General features: G+C 49.7%; 14 protein-coding genes. 8 read left to right on the plus strand and 6 right to left on the minus strand.

Annotated features, from left to right (window positions below; translation table 11 throughout):
* Nucleotides 1-112: 112 nt before the first annotated feature.
* Nucleotides 113-1,429 (plus strand): sugar porter family MFS transporter, encoded by a 1,317-nt coding sequence (locus SH451x_RS02030; RefSeq protein ID WP_479360652.1) that lies wholly within the window; start codon nt 113-115, stop codon nt 1,427-1,429.
* 30 nt (nt 1,430-1,459) lie between these two features.
* On the opposite strand, the gene ppk2 is transcribed toward SH451x_RS02030, so the two are convergent.
* Entirely contained in the window at nt 1,460-2,653 is a 1,194-nt protein-coding gene (ppk2, locus tag SH451x_RS02035) for a polyphosphate kinase 2 (protein ID WP_479360653.1), read from the minus strand.
* A 631-nt stretch (nt 2,654-3,284) separates the two neighbouring features.
* On the opposite strand from ppk2, the gene SH451x_RS02040 reads away from it, so the two are divergent.
* The 4 genes from SH451x_RS02040 to SH451x_RS02055 all read left to right on the plus strand — a co-directional run bounded on the left by SH451x_RS02040 (nt 3,285) and on the right by SH451x_RS02055 (nt 7,406).
* Nucleotides 3,285-3,572, plus strand: a complete 288-nt coding sequence (locus SH451x_RS02040) for a TM2 domain-containing protein (RefSeq protein ID WP_479360654.1) — start codon at nt 3,285-3,287, stop codon at nt 3,570-3,572.
* Nucleotides 3,573-3,676: 104 nt separating this feature from the next.
* Entirely contained in the window at nt 3,677-4,462 is a 786-nt protein-coding gene (locus tag SH451x_RS02045) for an N-formylglutamate amidohydrolase (RefSeq protein WP_479360656.1), read from the plus strand.
* Nucleotides 4,459-6,363: a flavohemoglobin expression-modulating QEGLA motif protein gene (locus SH451x_RS02050; protein WP_479360658.1), complete on the plus strand. Its 1,905-nt coding sequence runs from the start codon at nt 4,459-4,461 to the stop codon at nt 6,361-6,363. The genes SH451x_RS02045 and SH451x_RS02050 overlap by 4 nt, the downstream gene beginning before the upstream one ends.
* Nucleotides 6,360-7,406: a glutathione synthetase gene (locus SH451x_RS02055; protein WP_479360659.1), complete on the plus strand. Its 1,047-nt coding sequence runs from the start codon at nt 6,360-6,362 to the stop codon at nt 7,404-7,406. Before SH451x_RS02050 ends, SH451x_RS02055 begins: the two co-directional genes overlap by 4 nt.
* A gap of 9 nt (nt 7,407-7,415) precedes the next feature.
* Here the strand turns inward: SH451x_RS02055 and SH451x_RS02060 are convergent, their stop codons facing one another.
* Genes SH451x_RS02060 through SH451x_RS02070 form a run of 3 tightly spaced genes read right to left on the minus strand, consistent with a single transcriptional unit; the run spans nt 7,416 to nt 10,674 of the window.
* Nucleotides 7,416-8,444 (minus strand): zinc-binding alcohol dehydrogenase family protein, encoded by a 1,029-nt coding sequence (locus SH451x_RS02060; RefSeq protein ID WP_479360660.1) that lies wholly within the window; start codon nt 8,442-8,444, stop codon nt 7,416-7,418.
* Between the two features lie 10 nt (nt 8,445-8,454).
* Nucleotides 8,455-9,387 carry an aldo/keto reductase gene (locus SH451x_RS02065; RefSeq protein ID WP_479360661.1) on the minus strand — a complete coding sequence of 311 codons (933 nt, stop codon included), beginning with the start codon at nt 9,385-9,387 and terminating at the stop codon, nt 8,455-8,457.
* A 36-nt stretch (nt 9,388-9,423) separates the two neighbouring features.
* The gene (locus tag SH451x_RS02070) at nt 9,424-10,674 is read right to left on the minus strand and encodes a tagaturonate epimerase family protein (RefSeq protein WP_479360663.1); all 1,251 of its coding nucleotides are present in this window, start codon (nt 10,672-10,674) and stop codon (nt 9,424-9,426) included.
* Between the two features lie 104 nt (nt 10,675-10,778).
* Between SH451x_RS02070 and SH451x_RS02075 the strand changes: the two genes are divergently transcribed.
* On the plus strand, nt 10,779-11,675 hold the full coding sequence (locus tag SH451x_RS02075; RefSeq protein WP_479360664.1) for an AraC family transcriptional regulator: 897 nt from the start codon (nt 10,779-10,781) through the stop codon (nt 11,673-11,675).
* A gap of 797 nt (nt 11,676-12,472) precedes the next feature.
* Nucleotides 12,473-12,826 (plus strand): HPF/RaiA family ribosome-associated protein, encoded by a 354-nt coding sequence (locus SH451x_RS02080; RefSeq protein ID WP_479360665.1) that lies wholly within the window; start codon nt 12,473-12,475, stop codon nt 12,824-12,826.
* Between the two features lie 15 nt (nt 12,827-12,841).
* Here SH451x_RS02080 and SH451x_RS02085 read toward each other — a convergent pair whose 3' ends face one another.
* Together SH451x_RS02085 and SH451x_RS02090 are read right to left on the minus strand one after the other, a co-directional pair.
* Complete coding sequence (locus SH451x_RS02085; RefSeq protein ID WP_479360666.1) at nt 12,842-14,011, minus strand: FG-GAP repeat domain-containing protein; 1,170 nt, start codon at nt 14,009-14,011, stop codon at nt 12,842-12,844.
* Nucleotides 14,012-14,082: 71 nt separating this feature from the next.
* Nucleotides 14,083-17,067: an FAD-binding and (Fe-S)-binding domain-containing protein gene (locus SH451x_RS02090; RefSeq protein ID WP_479360667.1), complete on the minus strand. Its 2,985-nt coding sequence runs from the start codon at nt 17,065-17,067 to the stop codon at nt 14,083-14,085.
* A gap of 296 nt (nt 17,068-17,363) precedes the next feature.
* Here SH451x_RS02090 and SH451x_RS02095 point away from each other — a divergent pair, with 296 nt between their 5' ends.
* Nucleotides 17,364-17,606 (plus strand): hypothetical protein, encoded by a 243-nt coding sequence (locus SH451x_RS02095; RefSeq protein WP_479360668.1) that lies wholly within the window; start codon nt 17,364-17,366, stop codon nt 17,604-17,606.
* Nucleotides 17,607-17,619 lie beyond the last annotated feature (13 nt).

Here is a 17,619-nt window from a genome sequence, read left to right on the forward strand (position 1 = left end):
GATCAGCACCCAGGTTTCTAAAATTTCTTAAGTATTCTGGCGGTATGCACCTAATGCACTTACGATGTCAATGGTGTGATTCAAATTCCTCTCAATCGCCTCAGTCATTCCCATGAATCGTCTGCTTTATTGGTCAATCGTCTCGGCGCTCGCTGGATTCTTATTCGGATTCGACACGGTCGTGATCTCGGGTGCCGAGCAAACAATTCAAAAGCTCTGGGGTTTGAGCGACTTCATGCACGGCGCAGTGATGGGGTCGGCATTGTGGGGAATGGTCTTGGGAGCCATTTTTGGAAGCTTGCCAACCGATGTGTTCGGTCGACGCGCGACGTTGACTTGGATTGGAATCCTGTATTTTGCCTCGGCTGCCTGGTCCGGTCTGGCAAGTGGACCATACACGCTGATCATAGCTCGATTTATCGGTGGGTTAGGCGTCGGTGTTTCGACTGTGGCGGCGCCATTATTTATCTCTGAGATTGCGCCTCCGAATCGTCGTGGACTACTAGCAGGTTTATTTCAGTTCAATATCGTTTTCGGAATCTTGATGGCATATGTGTCCAACATGCTCATCGCGCCGCTGGGGGCAAATTCGTGGCGTTTCATGTTGGGCGTCGAAGCGCTGCCAGCAATGATCTATACGCTAATGTGTTTTACGTTGCCCGAGAGTCCACGTTGGCTGCTGATCAATCGCGACCAACGGGCTGAGGCAATCAAGACGCTGGCGCTAATTTCTCCTGATGAATCGCCCGCTGCAATAGAACAGTTGGCCGACCGCATCGAACAATCGAGACCGCAATCAGCATCGTCAAATGTGCAGCCTCGACCGCGATTATCCAAACCGATAATGCTGGCGTTTTTTATTGCGTTTTTCAACCAGTGGTCTGGAATCAACGCGATTCTCTATTTTTCCATTCGTATCTTTGAAAAAGCAGGCTTCACCGACAGTGCATCTTTTATGAATTCCGTCGGCATCGGCATTACGAACTTGATCTTTACCTTTATTGGTCTATGGTTGATCGATATACTTGGACGGAAGACGCTGTTATTGATCGGTTCGGTTGGGTACATCGTTTCGTTAGGCATGTGCTCTTGGGCATTTTCTGCGGAGCGATTTTCGTTAATCCCGTACTGTATTTTTGCCTTCATCGGCGCGCATGCTGTTGGACAAGGGGCGGTCATCTGGGTCTTCATCTCTGAAATCTTCCCAGGTCGTTACCGAGCTATCGGGCAATCGGTTGGAAGTGCGACTCACTGGGTGTTTGCTGCTGTAATCGCCACGCTTTTTCCAGTTGTCGCGGCCAGATACGATCAGTCGACCATTTTTGCGTTTTTCTGTGGCATGATGGTGCTACAACTGATTTGGGTTTTAACCATGGTACCCGAGACGAAGGGTGTTGCCCTCGAAGACATGGAAGCCAAACTGGCCTAGGGAAAGCTAGAACAGTTTTCGTCAGCCAACCTAGAGTAGTGGCATGCCGCCATGCCGTTCGCCGCGTTCGTAGACTACGTTCGCTCGACCAACAATCAACGGATCAAGTGTTCCAATGCGCTCGGGATCTTTTCCGTCGTAGGGTAGTTTGTGAAGAATGTATCGCATTGCGTTGAGCCTCGCTCGCTTCTTGCAATCAGATTTGATGACGGTCCAAGGAGAGTCCGCGGTGTCAGTGTGATAGAACATGGACTCTTTGGCTTTCGTATAATCGTCCCACTTATCGAGCGAAGCTTTATCGATCGGAGATAACTTCCACTGTTTCAACGGATGAGTTTCGCGTTCTTGGAATCGGCGACGTTGTTCTTCGCGGCTGACCGAGAACCAAAACTTGACCACGTGCATCCCGCTGCGTACAAGGTTCTTTTCAAACTCGGGCGCTTGACGCATAAACTCTTCGTATTCATGAGCGTTGCAGAAGCCCATGACACGCTCGACCCCGGCGCGGTTATACCACGACCGGTCAAAAAGTACAATTTCGCCCGCCGTTGGAAGATGCTCGACATACCGTTGAAAGTACCACTGTCCTCGTTCGATTTCGCTGGGTTTTTCGAGAGCGACCACTCTGGCACCACGTGGATTGAGATGCTCCATAAAGCGTTTGATGGTACCTCCCTTGCCCGCCGCATCACGTCCTTCGAATAGGATGATCACCTTCTCACCGTGCAGTTTGACCCAGGACTGAAGTTTCAGAAGCTCGACTTGAAGACGGTATTTTTGCTTCTCGTAATTCTTCCTCGACATCAAGCTCTTGTAAGGATATCCTCCTGTCCGCCAGTTCGCAGACAATTCATCGTCAGCTTTTAGCGCGAATGACAGCTCGTCGTTCTCTTCCTGAAGCAAGGATTCCTTGAGAGCAACGGCGTCGTCAGTTGAACTGCCATCAAGAATTGCAGTAAGAACTTTGACCAGTGTATTTACGTCTTGAGAAGGTACCGAAGCCACGATGTCGCGGACGGCAGCAATCTTTGCCTCTTGTGCGGCAGAAACAGCTTGGCTTACAACAAACGTCTCGGTGCTTTTTGGTGAGGTTGCTGGCGCGATATCTCCCTTTGATACGCTTCGGGGCCGCTTCTTCAGTTTACTGCTTTTATCGCCCGCAGCTGTCGCATCAGTTACCGAAACCTTGGCCTTTGTCTTACGATCGGTATTCTGTTCGGTCATCTTTTTTCTCGGTTTCGCAAAGCCACATCAACGTCATCGGCAACTCAAAATCTAACGAAGGATTCGTTGCAATATAGTTTCTGGATTTGTCGGCTGCCGCCTTCATCTGGAATCGCAAAGAAATTTTGTAGCGATCCAAGAGATTCCTAGCGAAAAATTGGGTAAAAATGCTGAAAAAAGAGCAGATTCGCACGCATTCTGTAGATGCTGACACAGGCTGTTTGCATAAATGGCATGCAGACTATTTGTCTTGGAAAGCCAATTTGTTGGTCGCTGCCGCTGCTGAGTTTTCCAAGCTTTGCTAAAACTGTTCGAATGATAGGTGGAATGACTTGAATGAGGTTGCTTCAATTTGCAATACAGGATCGTTATACTGCGGATTGCTTGATGTAGACCAGACACTTCGATTACTTGTTTCGACGCCCACGAATGGCAAAAAGCCTTAGGAGAAGCTCAGTTGAGTAATATGCCCCCGCCGATGCCGCCAGCAAGTATCAACGTTTCGTGTCCCCACTGCCGAACTAGCTTGTCTTTTTCTCCATCGCAAGCTGGTGCCGCTGCTGACTGCCCGAGCTGTCAGGGTAAGTTTCAAATACCGCTTCCTGCGGGGCATTACGGTAGCAATTCCGCGATGTCCAATGTCCAGATGTTTGCGAACAAGAAGATCATTGCGGGAATTTGCGGTATCCTGCTTGGCGGACTAGGTATACACAAGTTCGTGTTAGGCTTTAATACGGCCGGCGCGATCATGCTCGCTGTGACTGTGCTTGGCGGTTTGACGGTTTGCTTCCTTCCGCCGCTGGTTCTGGGAGGCTTTGCAATGGGAATCATAGGTCTGATCGAAGGAATTCTGTACATAACCAAATCGGACGAAGAGTTTTATCAAGCGTACGCGGTAGAAAAACGCGAATGGTTTTAATTTATACTATCGACTAATTCCTAGCTCCGTTAGCGCTCGTTATCTCGCCAGCCCTGGCGGCACAGCCTTTGCATCATTCTCCCGTTCCATCGAGGAGATTGGCAATGAACTGGGAAACGCACTGTATTATTCAACGCGGCAAGAGCCCAATTGTGGCCGCCGCTATCCACAATGGACATCTGGTCAGTGCGCAGACGGAAGAGCAGTTGGCGATTCGTGCGCCAGAGCGACTGCGCGAAGAAGATCCCTTTACCGGTGCGCTTGCCCAAGTTGCCGAGAACCAAATCGTTGGCTTACGATCCCGTTTTGAAGTCGACTTAAATCGTGCTCGCGACAAAGCAGTGTACCTAACACAGGATGACGCTTGGGGGATGGCCATCTGGAAGTCCGCGCCCGACTCCGCGTTGATTCAAGCTTCGCTGGCGGCATACGATACATTCTACAAATCTGTAGAAGACTTGTTAGCGGGGCTTGTTAAGCTCCACGGTCATGCTGTGGTGCTCGACATTCACTCATACAATCACCGCCGGAATGGCATTAATGCTCCCGCTGCTGACCAGCTTGGCAATCCCGATATCAATATCGGAACAGGCACTCTAGACAAGCGTTATTGGTATCCCATTGTCGATGCGGCGGTTGGGAGTCTATCGAAGTTCTCGCTGCACGGCCGCCAATTGGATGTTAGAGAAAATGTAAAGTTTCAAGGAGGACACTTCAGCAAATGGATTCATGAAAATTTTCCGAGGCAAGTGTGTGTCATAGCTATCGAGTTCAAGAAGATCTTCATGGATGAATGGACAGGAGAGCCGGACTTAGACGATCTGAAGGTCCTCCACGAAGCGCTCGAATCCTGCGTAGCGGAAATTTCGGCTCGGTTGGAGCAATTATGAACGAAATGACTCAGGAAGCCTCGACTGAATCGTTTGATAGAATCACCGCTGCCGTCGTCGCGCGCTTAGCCAAAAACCAGCCAATCCGTCGAACGTTACCAGGAAACGGACGGTTGCGCATCGACCGCCAACTGCCTTTTCTAGTTGTCTATCGATCTACCGGCAAGCCAGATCCGGGAACGCAACAGCTTGTTATGAGCGAGGCTGCGTATTTGTTTGCTACGTGGGAGCCGGAATTCCAGGCCGGACTAAATCACCTCTGCCACGCGATTGGGGAGTTGTTAAAGGAACACTTCGGCACGTTCCTACTTATTGAGATTTGGTCGGAACCAGACTTATGTGCCGAAGAGTCGGACCTTCAGCCAGCCTTCGAAGTGCAGTCATCTGAATTGACTAGTCTGGGCGCTACGGTTGAAACGTTTGTGTCAGCGCTTTCCGAAATTAAGGTCGCAGGCAACTTAGCAACCGTAGCATCTCGTTTGGTAGATAGCGTTTCGCCGCCTCAAGTGCAGCCGCTTTCCTTAGCGACTTCCGACGCGGCAGTGATATCACTTGGCTTGGCAATACGACCGATATACCAAGATAGATTTGCAAGAACGCTATATCCATTGGTCCTGCAGGCTTTGCGACCTCAACTTGCGTGGGCAGTTCGGAAGACTGTCGCGGAGTTTACAGGAGCGGAAGCGGCATCAAGCCTAAAATTGGTCCACTACGATTCGCTTGGCCCGTCGACCTTTGTAAAAGCTGCGCGACTTGTTGATCAGCAGCTGTGCGAAGTTGCTGAGTCATTCGACTTCCTATTGCAAGTGACACCGACCAATGCTGACCAAGCTTGGCACGATTTTAAAGCGTCGAAATTCACTTCAGAGCCAATATTTTGTTATCGCCCCCTGCCCTATCATCCAAGCCATCTCAAGCGAACGCTTTTTGATATCGAAATCGAACGAATAGAAGATCCGACGTTAGCACATCTCTTTTGGGAGAAGCAGGACGAACTCGACTATCAATTGACGGCGCTGCGTCATCTCGATATGCCCCAGTTCCTCCACAGTTGCCTGCAAGTTTATGGAGAAGTTGACGATTCGTTGATGACGTTGGCAAATGAAATTCTTCAGACCTTTCCCGAGCCGGAAGCTGAAGAAGAGGTCGGAAAGTTCGCAAATGTCAAACAAGTTGTTAAGGCTGCCCGTGACGAGATTGATGAATACAAACTAGGGCTCAGTGAGTTCAATGCGAAGGTCGAAATCTGTGACGATATTGCTTCGGGCATCATGGTCTCACGAGGGAAGCTTTTGATCTCTAAGTCTATCTGCGTTCCGTTTCGTCGGATCGAGTCATTGTTACATCATGAAGTTGGTACTCATCTGTTAACGTATTTTAATGGAAGGTGCCAGCCTTTTCAGCAGCTTTATTCTGGGTTGGACGGCTATGAAGAACTGCAAGAAGGGCTGGCTGTCTTGTCAGAATATTTGACGGGCGGTCTGACGGTAAATCGATTGCGTGTGCTTGCGAGTCGAGTTTTAGCGGTGGGGATGATGTTAGAGCAGGCGAGCTTCCAAGAGACATTTAAACACTTGCATCAAGTCTATCACTTTCCAGCGAGGCAAGCGTTTGTAACGGCGATGCGGGTTTATCGAGGTGGAGGTTTCACGAAAGATATCATCTACCTCCGGGGCCTTCGAGATTTGCTTAGGTTCTTGTCGGCCGGACATGATATTGAGCCTCTTTATGTCGGCAAGATGGGGCTTCACCATTTGCCTTACATCCAAGAGCTTCGACGTCGCGGCATCATACAGCCTCCCGGTGCACTGCCGAGATTTTGGAAAGACACGAAGGCTCAAGAACGTCTTGAACTCAGTAGAAAACTCACCATCATCGAGCTATTGGAAAAGCGATTATGAAAATTGGATTTGTAGTTAACAATGTTAAGACAGAAGATGCGGCGTATACAACGACGCGGCTATCAATGACCGCCGTCAACATGGGACACCAAGCTTATACCCTTGGTGTTGCAGATTTCATCTATGCGCCCGATGGTTCGATTCATGCACATGCCAAGGCCGTATCAGGTAACAGCTATGAATCCTTGGAGGAATATCTTTCCGAACTGCAATCCAAAGAAAACAAGGCTACAAAGGTCAAGGTTGATGATTTTGACGTCCTGCTGTTGCGCAACGATCCTTCGGAAGATGCTGCTGATCGCTCTTGGGCGCAGACGAGTGGAATTCTATTTGGCCAATTGGCAGCTTCGCGAGGTGTCATTGTGCTCAACGATCCAGAAAATCTTGCGAATGCAATCAACAAAACATATTTTCAGCACTTTCCCGAGCAGGTTCGGCCAAGAACATGTATCAGTCGCGACTCTAACGAAATCAAAGAGTTTATTGAGGCCGAGCACGACAAGGTTGTGATCAAGCCCCTCCAAGGTTCGGGCGGGCAAAGCGTATTTGTTATCTCCGAAGATGAACGTGCCAACATGAATCAAATGATCGAAGCGGTCACACGCGATGGATATTGTATCGTGCAAGAGTACTTGCCAGCGGCAAAAGATGGTGATGTGCGACTATTTGTTATGAATGGTCGCCCATTGCAACACGATGGAAAATATGCTGCCTTTCGTCGCGTCAATAAATCGGGCGATGCACGCAGTAATATGCATTCGGGCGGGGAAAGCGTCGAAGCCGAAGTCACCGAACAAATGCTTGAGATTGTAGAAATGGTTCGCCCGAAACTGGTCCGCGACGGTATGTTCCTTGTCGGACTCGATATCGTAGAAGACAAGCTAATGGAGATTAATGTCTTCAGTCCCGGCGGACTAGGAAGCGCGCAGAAACATACTGGCGTAGATTTCACGGAAGTAATCATCCGCGACTTGGAACGCAAGGTTAAGTATAGAACCTATTATGATGACCGTATTCGCAACGTGGACCTTGCAACGTTGTAACTCATGTCATCAGTCGATATGGATGATCGCTTTCATCACACCTGCGTTAGGATCTAACCAGTCGGGGAAGACCTTCGGAACGTCAGCAAATTTTGCGTGATGAGTAATCCAGGCTGTTGTATCAATTTTGCCTTCGTCGATCAGATCGATGATACGTGTGAAATCACGCGACAAAGCATTGCGACTTGCCAGTAGAGTCAACTCGCGCCGATGGAAATGGGGGGCGTGTGGAAATTCGAGGTTTTGCTGAGTTATACCCACGTAAACTACACGGCCTGCAAAAGCAGCGAATTCGAAAGCTCGTGTCATCGACTTGTGATTTCCTGTTGCGTCAATCACAACATCAGCACGTTGCAAGTCTGTCAGCTTTTCCAATGCACTAATATCGCTTTCGTTGTGACTGACGAGCAAAGTGTCCTCGACTCCCATTTTGTCTCGGACAAACGTTAACCGACTTTCGCTGACGTCAGCAACTATTGGTCGAGCACCGGAGAGCTTAACAAACTCTAATACCGAAAGGCCAATTGGTCCTGCACCGATTATTAAAACGTTCTCACCCTGTTTCGCTCCGCTTCTGTCAACGGCATGGCAACCAATAGCAAGTGTTTCAACAAGAGCGGCTTGCTCTAATGTCAGGCTTTTTGCGGGATGTAGTTTTCGTGCGGGCAGCACAATTTTGTCGGTGAGCCCACCATCGCACATAACACCAAGCGTCTTATGGTGTTCGCAACAGTTCGTGAAACCCCGACGGCAAGAATAGCATTTTTGGCAATTAAGATAGGGTTCGACGGCGCATCTGTCTCCTGGCTTGACGTTTGTTACGGAAGACCCCGTCTTTAGAATCTCTACGCCCAGCTCATGACCCGGTATGCGAGGGTACGAAAAGAATGGGAACTTTCCGAGATAGCCACCCAAATCGGTGCCACAAACTCCCACGCGATGAACACGCACAAGCACTTCGTCTGGGCCTGGATCTTTTGGCTCCGGAATATCGATGATCTTCCATTGTTTGGGTTCAGCTAGTTGTAGTGCTTTCATGCTGTTTCCGTTAGTTGTTCTCGGGCAGGCCTTCTGCGTGTCCCACGTTCTTGACAGGTTCGAAGATCTTTAGCACGTCGCGTAGTAGCTCTTGATCAATTGGCTGTTCTAGCCACTCGACCCACTTGCGAACGTTGTTTGGGTTGGCACTTCCTGCAATGGTGGTTGCCAGGTCTGGGTTCGCACAGGAGAACTGCAGGGCAAGTTGTGCTATATCAACGCCATGTTTCTGGCAATGATTTGCTGCCGCCCGTGCCGCCTGTTTGACCGGTTCGGAATCGCGATGCCAAACTGGAAGCGTTGCATTAGTTAACAGCCTCGCAGCAAAAGGGCCCGCGTTCATGACGCCGATATTTTTTTGCTTTAGCTTTGGCAATAACTGGTCGACTAGATTGGTATTCTGAAGTGTGTACTGATTATAGGAAAGTATACAATCCAAATCGGTTTGACTGCTTATGACTTCAAAAATCTTCATTGGGTAACCGCTGATTCCAATGAATCGCACTTTACCCGCTTCTTGAATCTTTCGCAAAGCCGGAATTGTCTCGTCGACGATCCGTTGTAGGGGCACGAATTCAATGTCGTGGCAGAGTATGATGTCCAAATGATCGGTGCCCAATCGATGCAAGCTTACATCGACGCTTTCGGCCACTCGTTTTGCCGAAAAATCAAAATGGTTTACGTCGTACCTTCCAAGCTTTGTACATAGCAGATACGACTCGCGAGAAACTTCGCGTAGCGCTATTCCCAGCAGCACTTCTGACATTCCCCGGCCATAGTAAGGCGAGGTGTCGATAAGGTTTAATCCTAGTTCAAGGGCTACACGGATGCTTGCAAAAACTTCATCCAGTTGTACGTTTCGGAACTCGGCGCCCAGCGACGAGGCTCCGAAGCTTAACACTGGTAGCTCGAGCCCAGTCTTTCCCAATACACGCTTTTCCATCTCGTTCATCCCGGTATTTTTCGGTGTGTTTCTTAGTTAACCAATGAAGAGCGGCTTGAGGTGCCGTTCGAAAATATTCGCCGTTACTTGTTCCGAGACGATCATCTCGTTGCTTTGAAGTAAGTCGGTAAAACGTGAACCCGCTTTCGCCGCTAGCTTGAAAGAGACGTGAAGAAGCTGGCGCACGTTAGCGTTGTACAAAGGATTGCTCGGGATATGGCGTAGGGTACTCGCGAACATGGAGCCGTTCCATTCCTCAACTTGTTTGTTACTAGGCAGCTTTGATCGATCAATATCGATGACGCTGGCATATGGAACGCATAGTTCATCGATATGCGACAGGGCAGTCGCATAGATTTCTTTGGCGAGTGCTAAACCATCGCCTTCTGCTTCCGCCAATCCGATCAGCTCCTCTAGCCAGGTCGTGCCGGCCGTTTTAAGGTGAATACCGGCACCGGTCTGCTGAATTGCCTTACGAATGATTGGGTACAAACTAAACTTGTCGCTGCCGCTGTGAACACTTAACTTGAGGTCGCTTGGTAGTCCGTATTCGGCAATGGCGTATGCGATGACAGCCAAGTCGTCGTTAAATTCTCGAGTGAATTGTTGCAAGTCGCCAACGTAGTCGACGCCTTTGTTAAATCGGCCAGTAAACTTTGGTGCAATGGTTTGCAATGGAACCTGTGCATCTGACAAGGCAGCTAGAATTATCAGCAGTTCGGGCGGCGTTTGGGGACTATCGGTTTCGTCCATAGATACTTCAGCCACGAAAGGCATATCGACTTTACGCTTTGAGATATAGCGATAGATCTCTGCCGCCTCACGAGTTGCAAGAAGGTACTTGCGAGCGACTTGCTCAACATCCGATTCCTTAATTTCCAATGGCGTTGAGACGCCTGGTATTTCGACGCTACCGATCAGCTCTGGGTGCTTATTGACGAACGAAGCAACATCGGCGTCGCTTGCAGACTTGCCGATGGACTCCGCCACGTCGATTGTGAAAAAGTTCGAACAGGAAAGGAATCTGTCGACTGTTTTAAGCTGGATATGATCAGCGTCGACGTACCAGCGATGAGACCAGCCCAAGGCTTGAGTGGCAGCGGCGGCCGCATCATAAACGCTTTGTGGTTCCGACCCGATAAAGTTATGTTCCCGGTTGGATTTGTTCCAAACCGGAACAACCACGACCCCAGCGTCTTCGAGCATTTTGAATGCACGAAGTTGAGATTTTGCCTGGTGGGCGAAACGGTCACCGACACCGAATGAGAAACGCTCTAAGGTTTGCATCGTAATATCCTCGCCTGAATTTAATCTTTAATTGTGTCGGAACTCCACCCGTTCGCCAATGGCACGACTTGACCTTTGCATAGCTATTCTTAACCTAGAAGCTAATGAGAACAGAACGAAGTAAGGTGCAGGGCGATCCTCCGTTTGTTTCACGGCAAGTGAGAGAGGCGAGGCGCTTTTACCTGGATTTATCGCCTCCTGCCAAGACGCCTTTGGCGGTTGTATGCGGCGGCGTCGAACGAATGCGGCCGGATTATTCTATCGCACGCACTGATTTTCCTTACCTTGCAATTGAATTCGTGTCTGAAGGCGAGGGGACGCTGGAGTTGAATGGTCAGCGATACCAGCTTGCCCCTGGTGTTGTGTTCGCTTACGGACCTGGCATCAAGCACACTATTGAGAACCGTGCGAATAGTTTGATGCGAAAGTATTACCTCGATTTCGTCGGCAAGGAAGCGGCAGGCTTGCTCAAAAACACAGGGTTGGACCAGTGGAGGCCGGTACACATCGCTGCGTTGCATGAATTGGTTGACCTTTTTGAGTTGTTGTTCCGTGAAGCGCGAGAAGACAGTCCTGCAGCGAAGAAGCTTTGTGAAACACTTCTGCGGTTAATCTTGCTCAAAATTGAGCAGCGTTCGATTAAGGATGCTCGCCCCTTCTCTCGTGCATTTGATACTTATGCTGCGATAAAGAAATGCATTGACGACGACTTTGTTTCTGTGCATAGCATTGAAGAAGTTGCTGCGAAATGCCACGTTACACCCATTTACGCTTCACGACTTTTTCAACGCTTTGGGCATACTGGGGCTTACCAATATCTCTTGCGCCAAAAACTGAACTACGCTGCAGAACTGCTGATCGATGAGCGACTGTTGGTGAAGCAGGTTGCCGCAAAGCTTGGTTTTGCAGATCCGTTTCAGTTTTCCCGAGCATTCAAACGCGTGTACGGAGTTTCACCTTCGCAGCTCTTGGGCGCTTACGGCGGGCGGCCCAGACAATAGTGCTCAAAAATCCGTCGCTGTTTCTGAACAACCTTGCGCTTTGTTCAAAAGTCCGCCAGGCCCGCCGCCTGGAGCCGCGGAACCTAAGGATATTCCTAATAGAAATCCGTTCATTTGGCCGCTAAAGTGCCTGACGAAGCCTTTTTTCGCTTTGGTCTTTTAGTTGCAGTCTCAAGCGGTAGAAATTCTTCCCCGATCTCCGAATCGGTGCGGCGACTTACTGATCGCTGGTGTGGTCAGGCTGCTTCACTGCTGCCGATTGCCACGGAGTTAATGCACGAGTCCTTACCTTTGACCCCATGGGGTCTGAAACAAATGCTGAGTCATCCCCACACTCTTCTCGAACGTATGGCCGAGAACCAAGTCTTCTATGAGTTCTCGGCAACAGAGAAACGGTTTCTAGTAAGTTGGCTCGATCCCTCGTCTATTATCATAGAGCGACGGCGTCGAATCCTGCTTGAGGCCATAAAGCACATTTGCGAGATGACTCCGTTTTTACTAGGCCAAGTATGCCACGCGTGCGGTGAGAGCGAACTAGAAGAGCACGAGCGGACTGGTAAGCCGATTTGTTTTGACTGCTTTCTGGAAGGGCGTCGAATTCCCAAATTTATTGAACGAGCATGTTGGTTGAACTAGTCGCTTGACCGCTCATAGTTCAGCATCGCTTTCCGAAAGACAGGTCCGGGAATTCGTCAAAATATCCGAACAGCTTACGGGGGACCGGCGTAGAGTCACCATGACGCGGCGGAGTAATCGCGCTGTACTTAGCTTACACTTACAACCAAGCGAACTTTATGATGCAAATTCAAGTTAACACGGACAATCACACCGAGGGTAGCAGCGATTTAAGTAGTCATTGCGAATCCGTTGTTCAAGATACTCTACGGCGATTTGCTGATAGGATTACCAGAGTCGAAATTCATCTTTCTGATGAGAACAGCAGCCAAAAGGCTGGCGATGATGATAAGCGTTGCGTCATGGAAGCCCGACTGGCTGGCATGCAACCAGTAAGCGTTACAGGCACTGGAGCCGAGTTGATGGTAGCGCTCGATGATGCAGCGGAGAAGATGGAAAAACTGCTAAGCCGGACAGTCGACAAACAACAGTCGGCAAAGGGCAGGACATCATACGCTGGCGATCATCTTATCTAGTTGACGACTCCAATTTCATTTCAGACGGTTGATGAGTAACTGGGTGCCTTCTTTCCCTGCTACTACGATATCTATATCACCATCACCGTCGACGTCGGCCGTTCGGATCTGCAGTCCAATTCCAACCAGGCCTTTGTCAATCGTGTGGCCCTCGTAGGTCCGAGACTCCGCATTCCACACGTAATAACGAATGATCGGGGGCTCCGACGCGCCGGGGTCGCCGCCATTGTGGGCACGCACTCGCTTGCCCGTAATCAATTCAAGTTGGCCGTCACCATTCAGATCCGCCATGTGCAGGCAGTGCGCCTGGGAATAGCTGCTGTCGATTTCGCTCTCCTGAAACTGTAACTTTCCGGTACTGTCGTATCCCAGACCACGCCACAAATAAATGCCGAAATCGTGGGCTTTACTGGTGATGACGTCGTTGATCCCGTCGCCGTCAACGTCGTGAACAATCATGGGGCAAGCTGCTTGCATGTCCCAATCGGGGTGATAATTCCACAGCTTTTGAAAGGCATCTGTTTCGGGTTGCTCGTACCAACCGGTGCCCACCAACACATCCTTGCGTCCATCGTTGTTAACGTCTCCGAACCCGATTCCATGGCCCGTAATATCGCCTATTCGGTGACCTTGGAGGGTAACATTATTGCTGACATTATCTGTTGTTTTGCCGAACTTCCAGATGATAGCTGGATTTGTTTTATTCCATTGGTTGGTAATCCACTCGGGCATGCTGTCGCCATCGAGATCAACCAAGTAGCTTGCTTCGTTGGTTGTATAGCCAGTGTCTTTTAGCAAGTGCTTTGGCCAGAGAGTACCCAGCTTGAGGATGGCCGTGCCAGGGTTTTCATACCAGTAGATCTCGCCTTCGACGAAGTCCATCGATATTACATCGATTAGCCCGTCATTATTTACGTCATGAGCCCACTCGCCATTAGAGCGAACGTAGCCATCACGATCCTCAAGCAGTCGGACTGGTCGCGGTAGCCAGTCGTCGTTTCGATACCAATTTCGACCGGCAACGATATCCAGTTTCCCGTCATTGTCAAAATCTGCAATGTCGCAACCTTCGCTGCTATCAATTGTTAGGAAATGGATGTCGAATTTTATCGGATGTTGCGCGTCGGATTCTTTGTGCACCAGCAACATTAGGCTGAGCCCGCACAGACAGTAATATTTGTTCATTGTTTGTTTCTTGATGCTGGAGAATAGTGTTGGATTGTCGAAATCGCACGTAGGAATGGAACAGTATACAACTAGGAAGTCTGCTGATTTTTTGCTTTAACGACTTCGACCCAGTGCTTTGCTTCCACTTCGCAAAAGTCTTTGAGTTGGTGTCGACAAGAGATTCCGCAGGCTACGATCGTTTTGTTTTCTGCGACCGCTTTGCGTACCGCTGGAAATAGCCGTTGCTCGCCGATCGTACGGGACAAATCATAATGTTCATAACCAAATGAACCTGCCATGCCGCAGCAGCCAGAATCGATCTCTACGCAATTGGTCTTTTGCATTGTTGCAAACAGCTGATGTATCGATCCGGTACCAAACATCGCCTTTTGATGGCAGTGACCGTGCAGGACGATTTCCGCGCAATTGCTCTCAAGCTGGATGTCTTGGGAAGCCAAAAATGTATCGATCATTTGTACTTGGCTTGCAACGCGTTGAGCCATTTCTTGATCGTCCATTAGGTCCGGAAGGTCATCTCGAAGCGCCGAAGCACACGAAGGTTCTAAGCACAAAATCGGTATGCCCTGACGCGCAAATACATCCAGATTCTTTAACGTTTGAGTTCCTCGGTCCTTCGCTTCTCGCACCAAGCCTTTAGACAGCCTTGGTCGTTGGCAGCATCCAGATTTTGCTAAGATGACTTCAAAGCCACAACCTTCAAGTAATTTAATTGCTGCTATGCCCACCTTCGGTTCGAAAAAATTTGCATAAGTATCATCGAACAGTACAACTTTGCCACGATCACGCTGGCCAATTGCAACCGGTTGGAATTTCAAAGTCTGCTCAAGTGTTTGCGATGCAAACGGAGGAAGTGGACGACGACGATCAATACCGGTAAGCCGTTGAAGAATCCGTCGACCGCCCGGAACGAGCGCAGCAAGACCGATTGCGGCCGCCGCTTTTCCAGCAAAACGTTTAGCAGCATCCGGCATGCGCCCGAGTATCTTTGTTCCAAGCGAAATGCCATGACGATCGTTTCGCATCTGTAAAACTTCACTCTTCAATTTAGCCATATCGACAGCGTTGGGGCATTCGCTTTTACAGGCTTTGCAGGCCAAACACAGTGACATACAGTCGTTGACATCATCAGAGGCGAGGGCTTCAACTGGATCCGAACCCAACTGTCCCGACATAGCCAGTCGCAATGCATTCGCACGGCCGCGAGTTGAATGGTGTTCGTCTCGCGTCGCCATATAGGAAGGGCACATAGTGCCAGAGCCAATTTTTCGGCATTCGCCCACCCCATTGCACTGTTCGATGGCTAATTGCAAGCCGCCTTGGTCGGCATACTTGTACAACGCTTTTGATTGCGCCTGAGCCGATTTTAATTGATATCCGGGTGTTTGATATCGAAGATTGTCTGTCAGCGTTGCCGTGTCGATAACTTTTCCCGGGTTCATTAATCCGTTGGGGTCAAAAAGCTTTTTAACATCGCGGAAAGCTTGATATAGCTGGTCTCCAAACACTGCAGGCAAGAACTGTCCACGGAGTTGGCCATCGCCATGTTCACCCGACCAAGACCCGCCATACTCCATTACCCAGAGGAAGGCTTGATTAGCGATTCGCGTCATTTTCTCTGCCTGTTGCATGTCGTGCAAGTCGAGTGCTGGAACGACGTGGACCACTCCAACAGATGCATGCGCATAGAGGCTGACTCGGTCGATTCCTTCGCTTCGGCATAAGGTCTGTATTTTCGAAATATATTCAGCGAGGTGGCGAGTAGGAACGCAAGCATCTTCGATAAAGTCGCGGCCCTTGTTAGCGCCTTTCACGTTTGAGATCAAACCTAACCCAAGTTTGCGCGTTTCCCATACGTCGCGGATCGAGGCTTTATCTGAGAAAACTGGCCAAGCGTAACCAATGCCGTCAGTCGAACATTGCCAAGCAAATTGGTCCGCAATTTGTCTGGCTTCGTCGACAGTTTCACCGAAAAATTCAACAATTTGAACCGCTTGAGGACTCCCCTGGATAAAGTGAGCCATCTTGGCCGTCGCCGGATTCACTTTCGCCTCTTCCATAACCGTAGCGTCCAACAGTTCTATTGTCGTCGGTTTGTGTTCAAGGATCGCATCCACGCTCTCAAGGGCGCCCAGCAGGTCGTTGAAATGAACGACGCACACCGCTGTCGATTTCGGCAGCGCCGTCAAGCGAACTTTTGCATCGAGCAAGACGCCAAGTGTGCCTTCGGAACCGACCATAAGGTTCGATAGGTTCCAAGGACGATGGCCTTGATTCTGCGATCGTCGCGGGCCGATTGAACCCCCATAGCCAGCACCGTCAACAAACTCATCTAAGTTATAGCCCGACACACGTCGCATCACTTTGGGGTACCGACTTAAAATCTCGTCGTGATTGGCTTGAATGATTGCATCTAGCCCCGATAAAAGTCCGGCTTCTTTTAGCAGGGGGGGCGACTTATGATGCAACGTTCGCCAGAATTCAGGCTCGCGGTTCTGGAAAGAACAGATCGAGGAATCGGCTAGCACGACTCGGGTCTCCAGCACGTGATCGATAGTCTTGCCGTAAACGATACTGCGTGTGCCGCAAGTATTGTTGCCGATCATTCCGCCAATTGTTGCACGCGAGCCAGTCGCTGGGTCAGGCGCAAAATGCATACCGAGCTTGGCCGCCGCCGCATTTAACTGATCCCGTACAACACCGGACTGGACGCGAGCCCAGCCTTCTTCGGCGTTAATTTCTAGGATTTTGTTGAGATGTTTCGAGACATCAAGCACAATTCCTGGCCCGTAGGTTTGACCGGAAAGCGAAGTTCCGCCACCCCGCGGTGTGATTGGAACTTGGTACTTGTCTGCAAGTTCCACAACGGCAAGTACATCGTCTTCGGTCTGCGGAACCACGACGCAACGCGGCATAACTTGAAAAAGTGAAGCATCTGTGGCGTATACGCCTCGTTTGACTGGCGTCGAGAAAACATCTCCTTGAATGCGATTCCGAAGTGCTTGCTCTAATTCTTTTAAGTCCTTGGAATCGGACAGCGGTTGTGTTGAAGCCACGTGGACCAGTAACGAAAAGAGGATCGTGAAGGCGGGGAATCAAGTTAGCATCGCTACAAATTTCCAATAGGGAAAGCGGTAGCTAAAACCTGATAAACTAAATTGTAGCGATTGCCGACCAAAAGTTGCAGTTCAAGCAGTATGACTTGTCGAAATAAAAATACCTCCCGCCAGAACATGCGGCCATCGCGTAACCGCAAATAGTAACGAAAGTGAAGCTTCTTTGCATAAGCCGCTTTTGATTGCTCTAAACCAACAGAGATTCAACGACCACCCTTTGTATCCAGGCAACGCAAATGCTGACCGCTGTGGCAGAATGGATTCGGCAAATTCCGTTTACGGTTGTAGTCTTGCTGGCACTTCTGCTGGGACTCGCTCCGTTTGCTCCAGAACCTCATCTGTGGGAAAAGCTCAAGATGCTTTACCGAGGGACATTGACCCGTCCAATCGATATTTTTGACTTGGCGTTTCATAGCTTGCCGTTGGTGCTGCTACTGCTCAAGCTCTGGTTGCATAAGCGAGCAAGGCGAGCCGCGTGAGAACGGAACGGTT

It is taken from the genome of Njordella aestuarii (genome assembly GCF_056494165.1).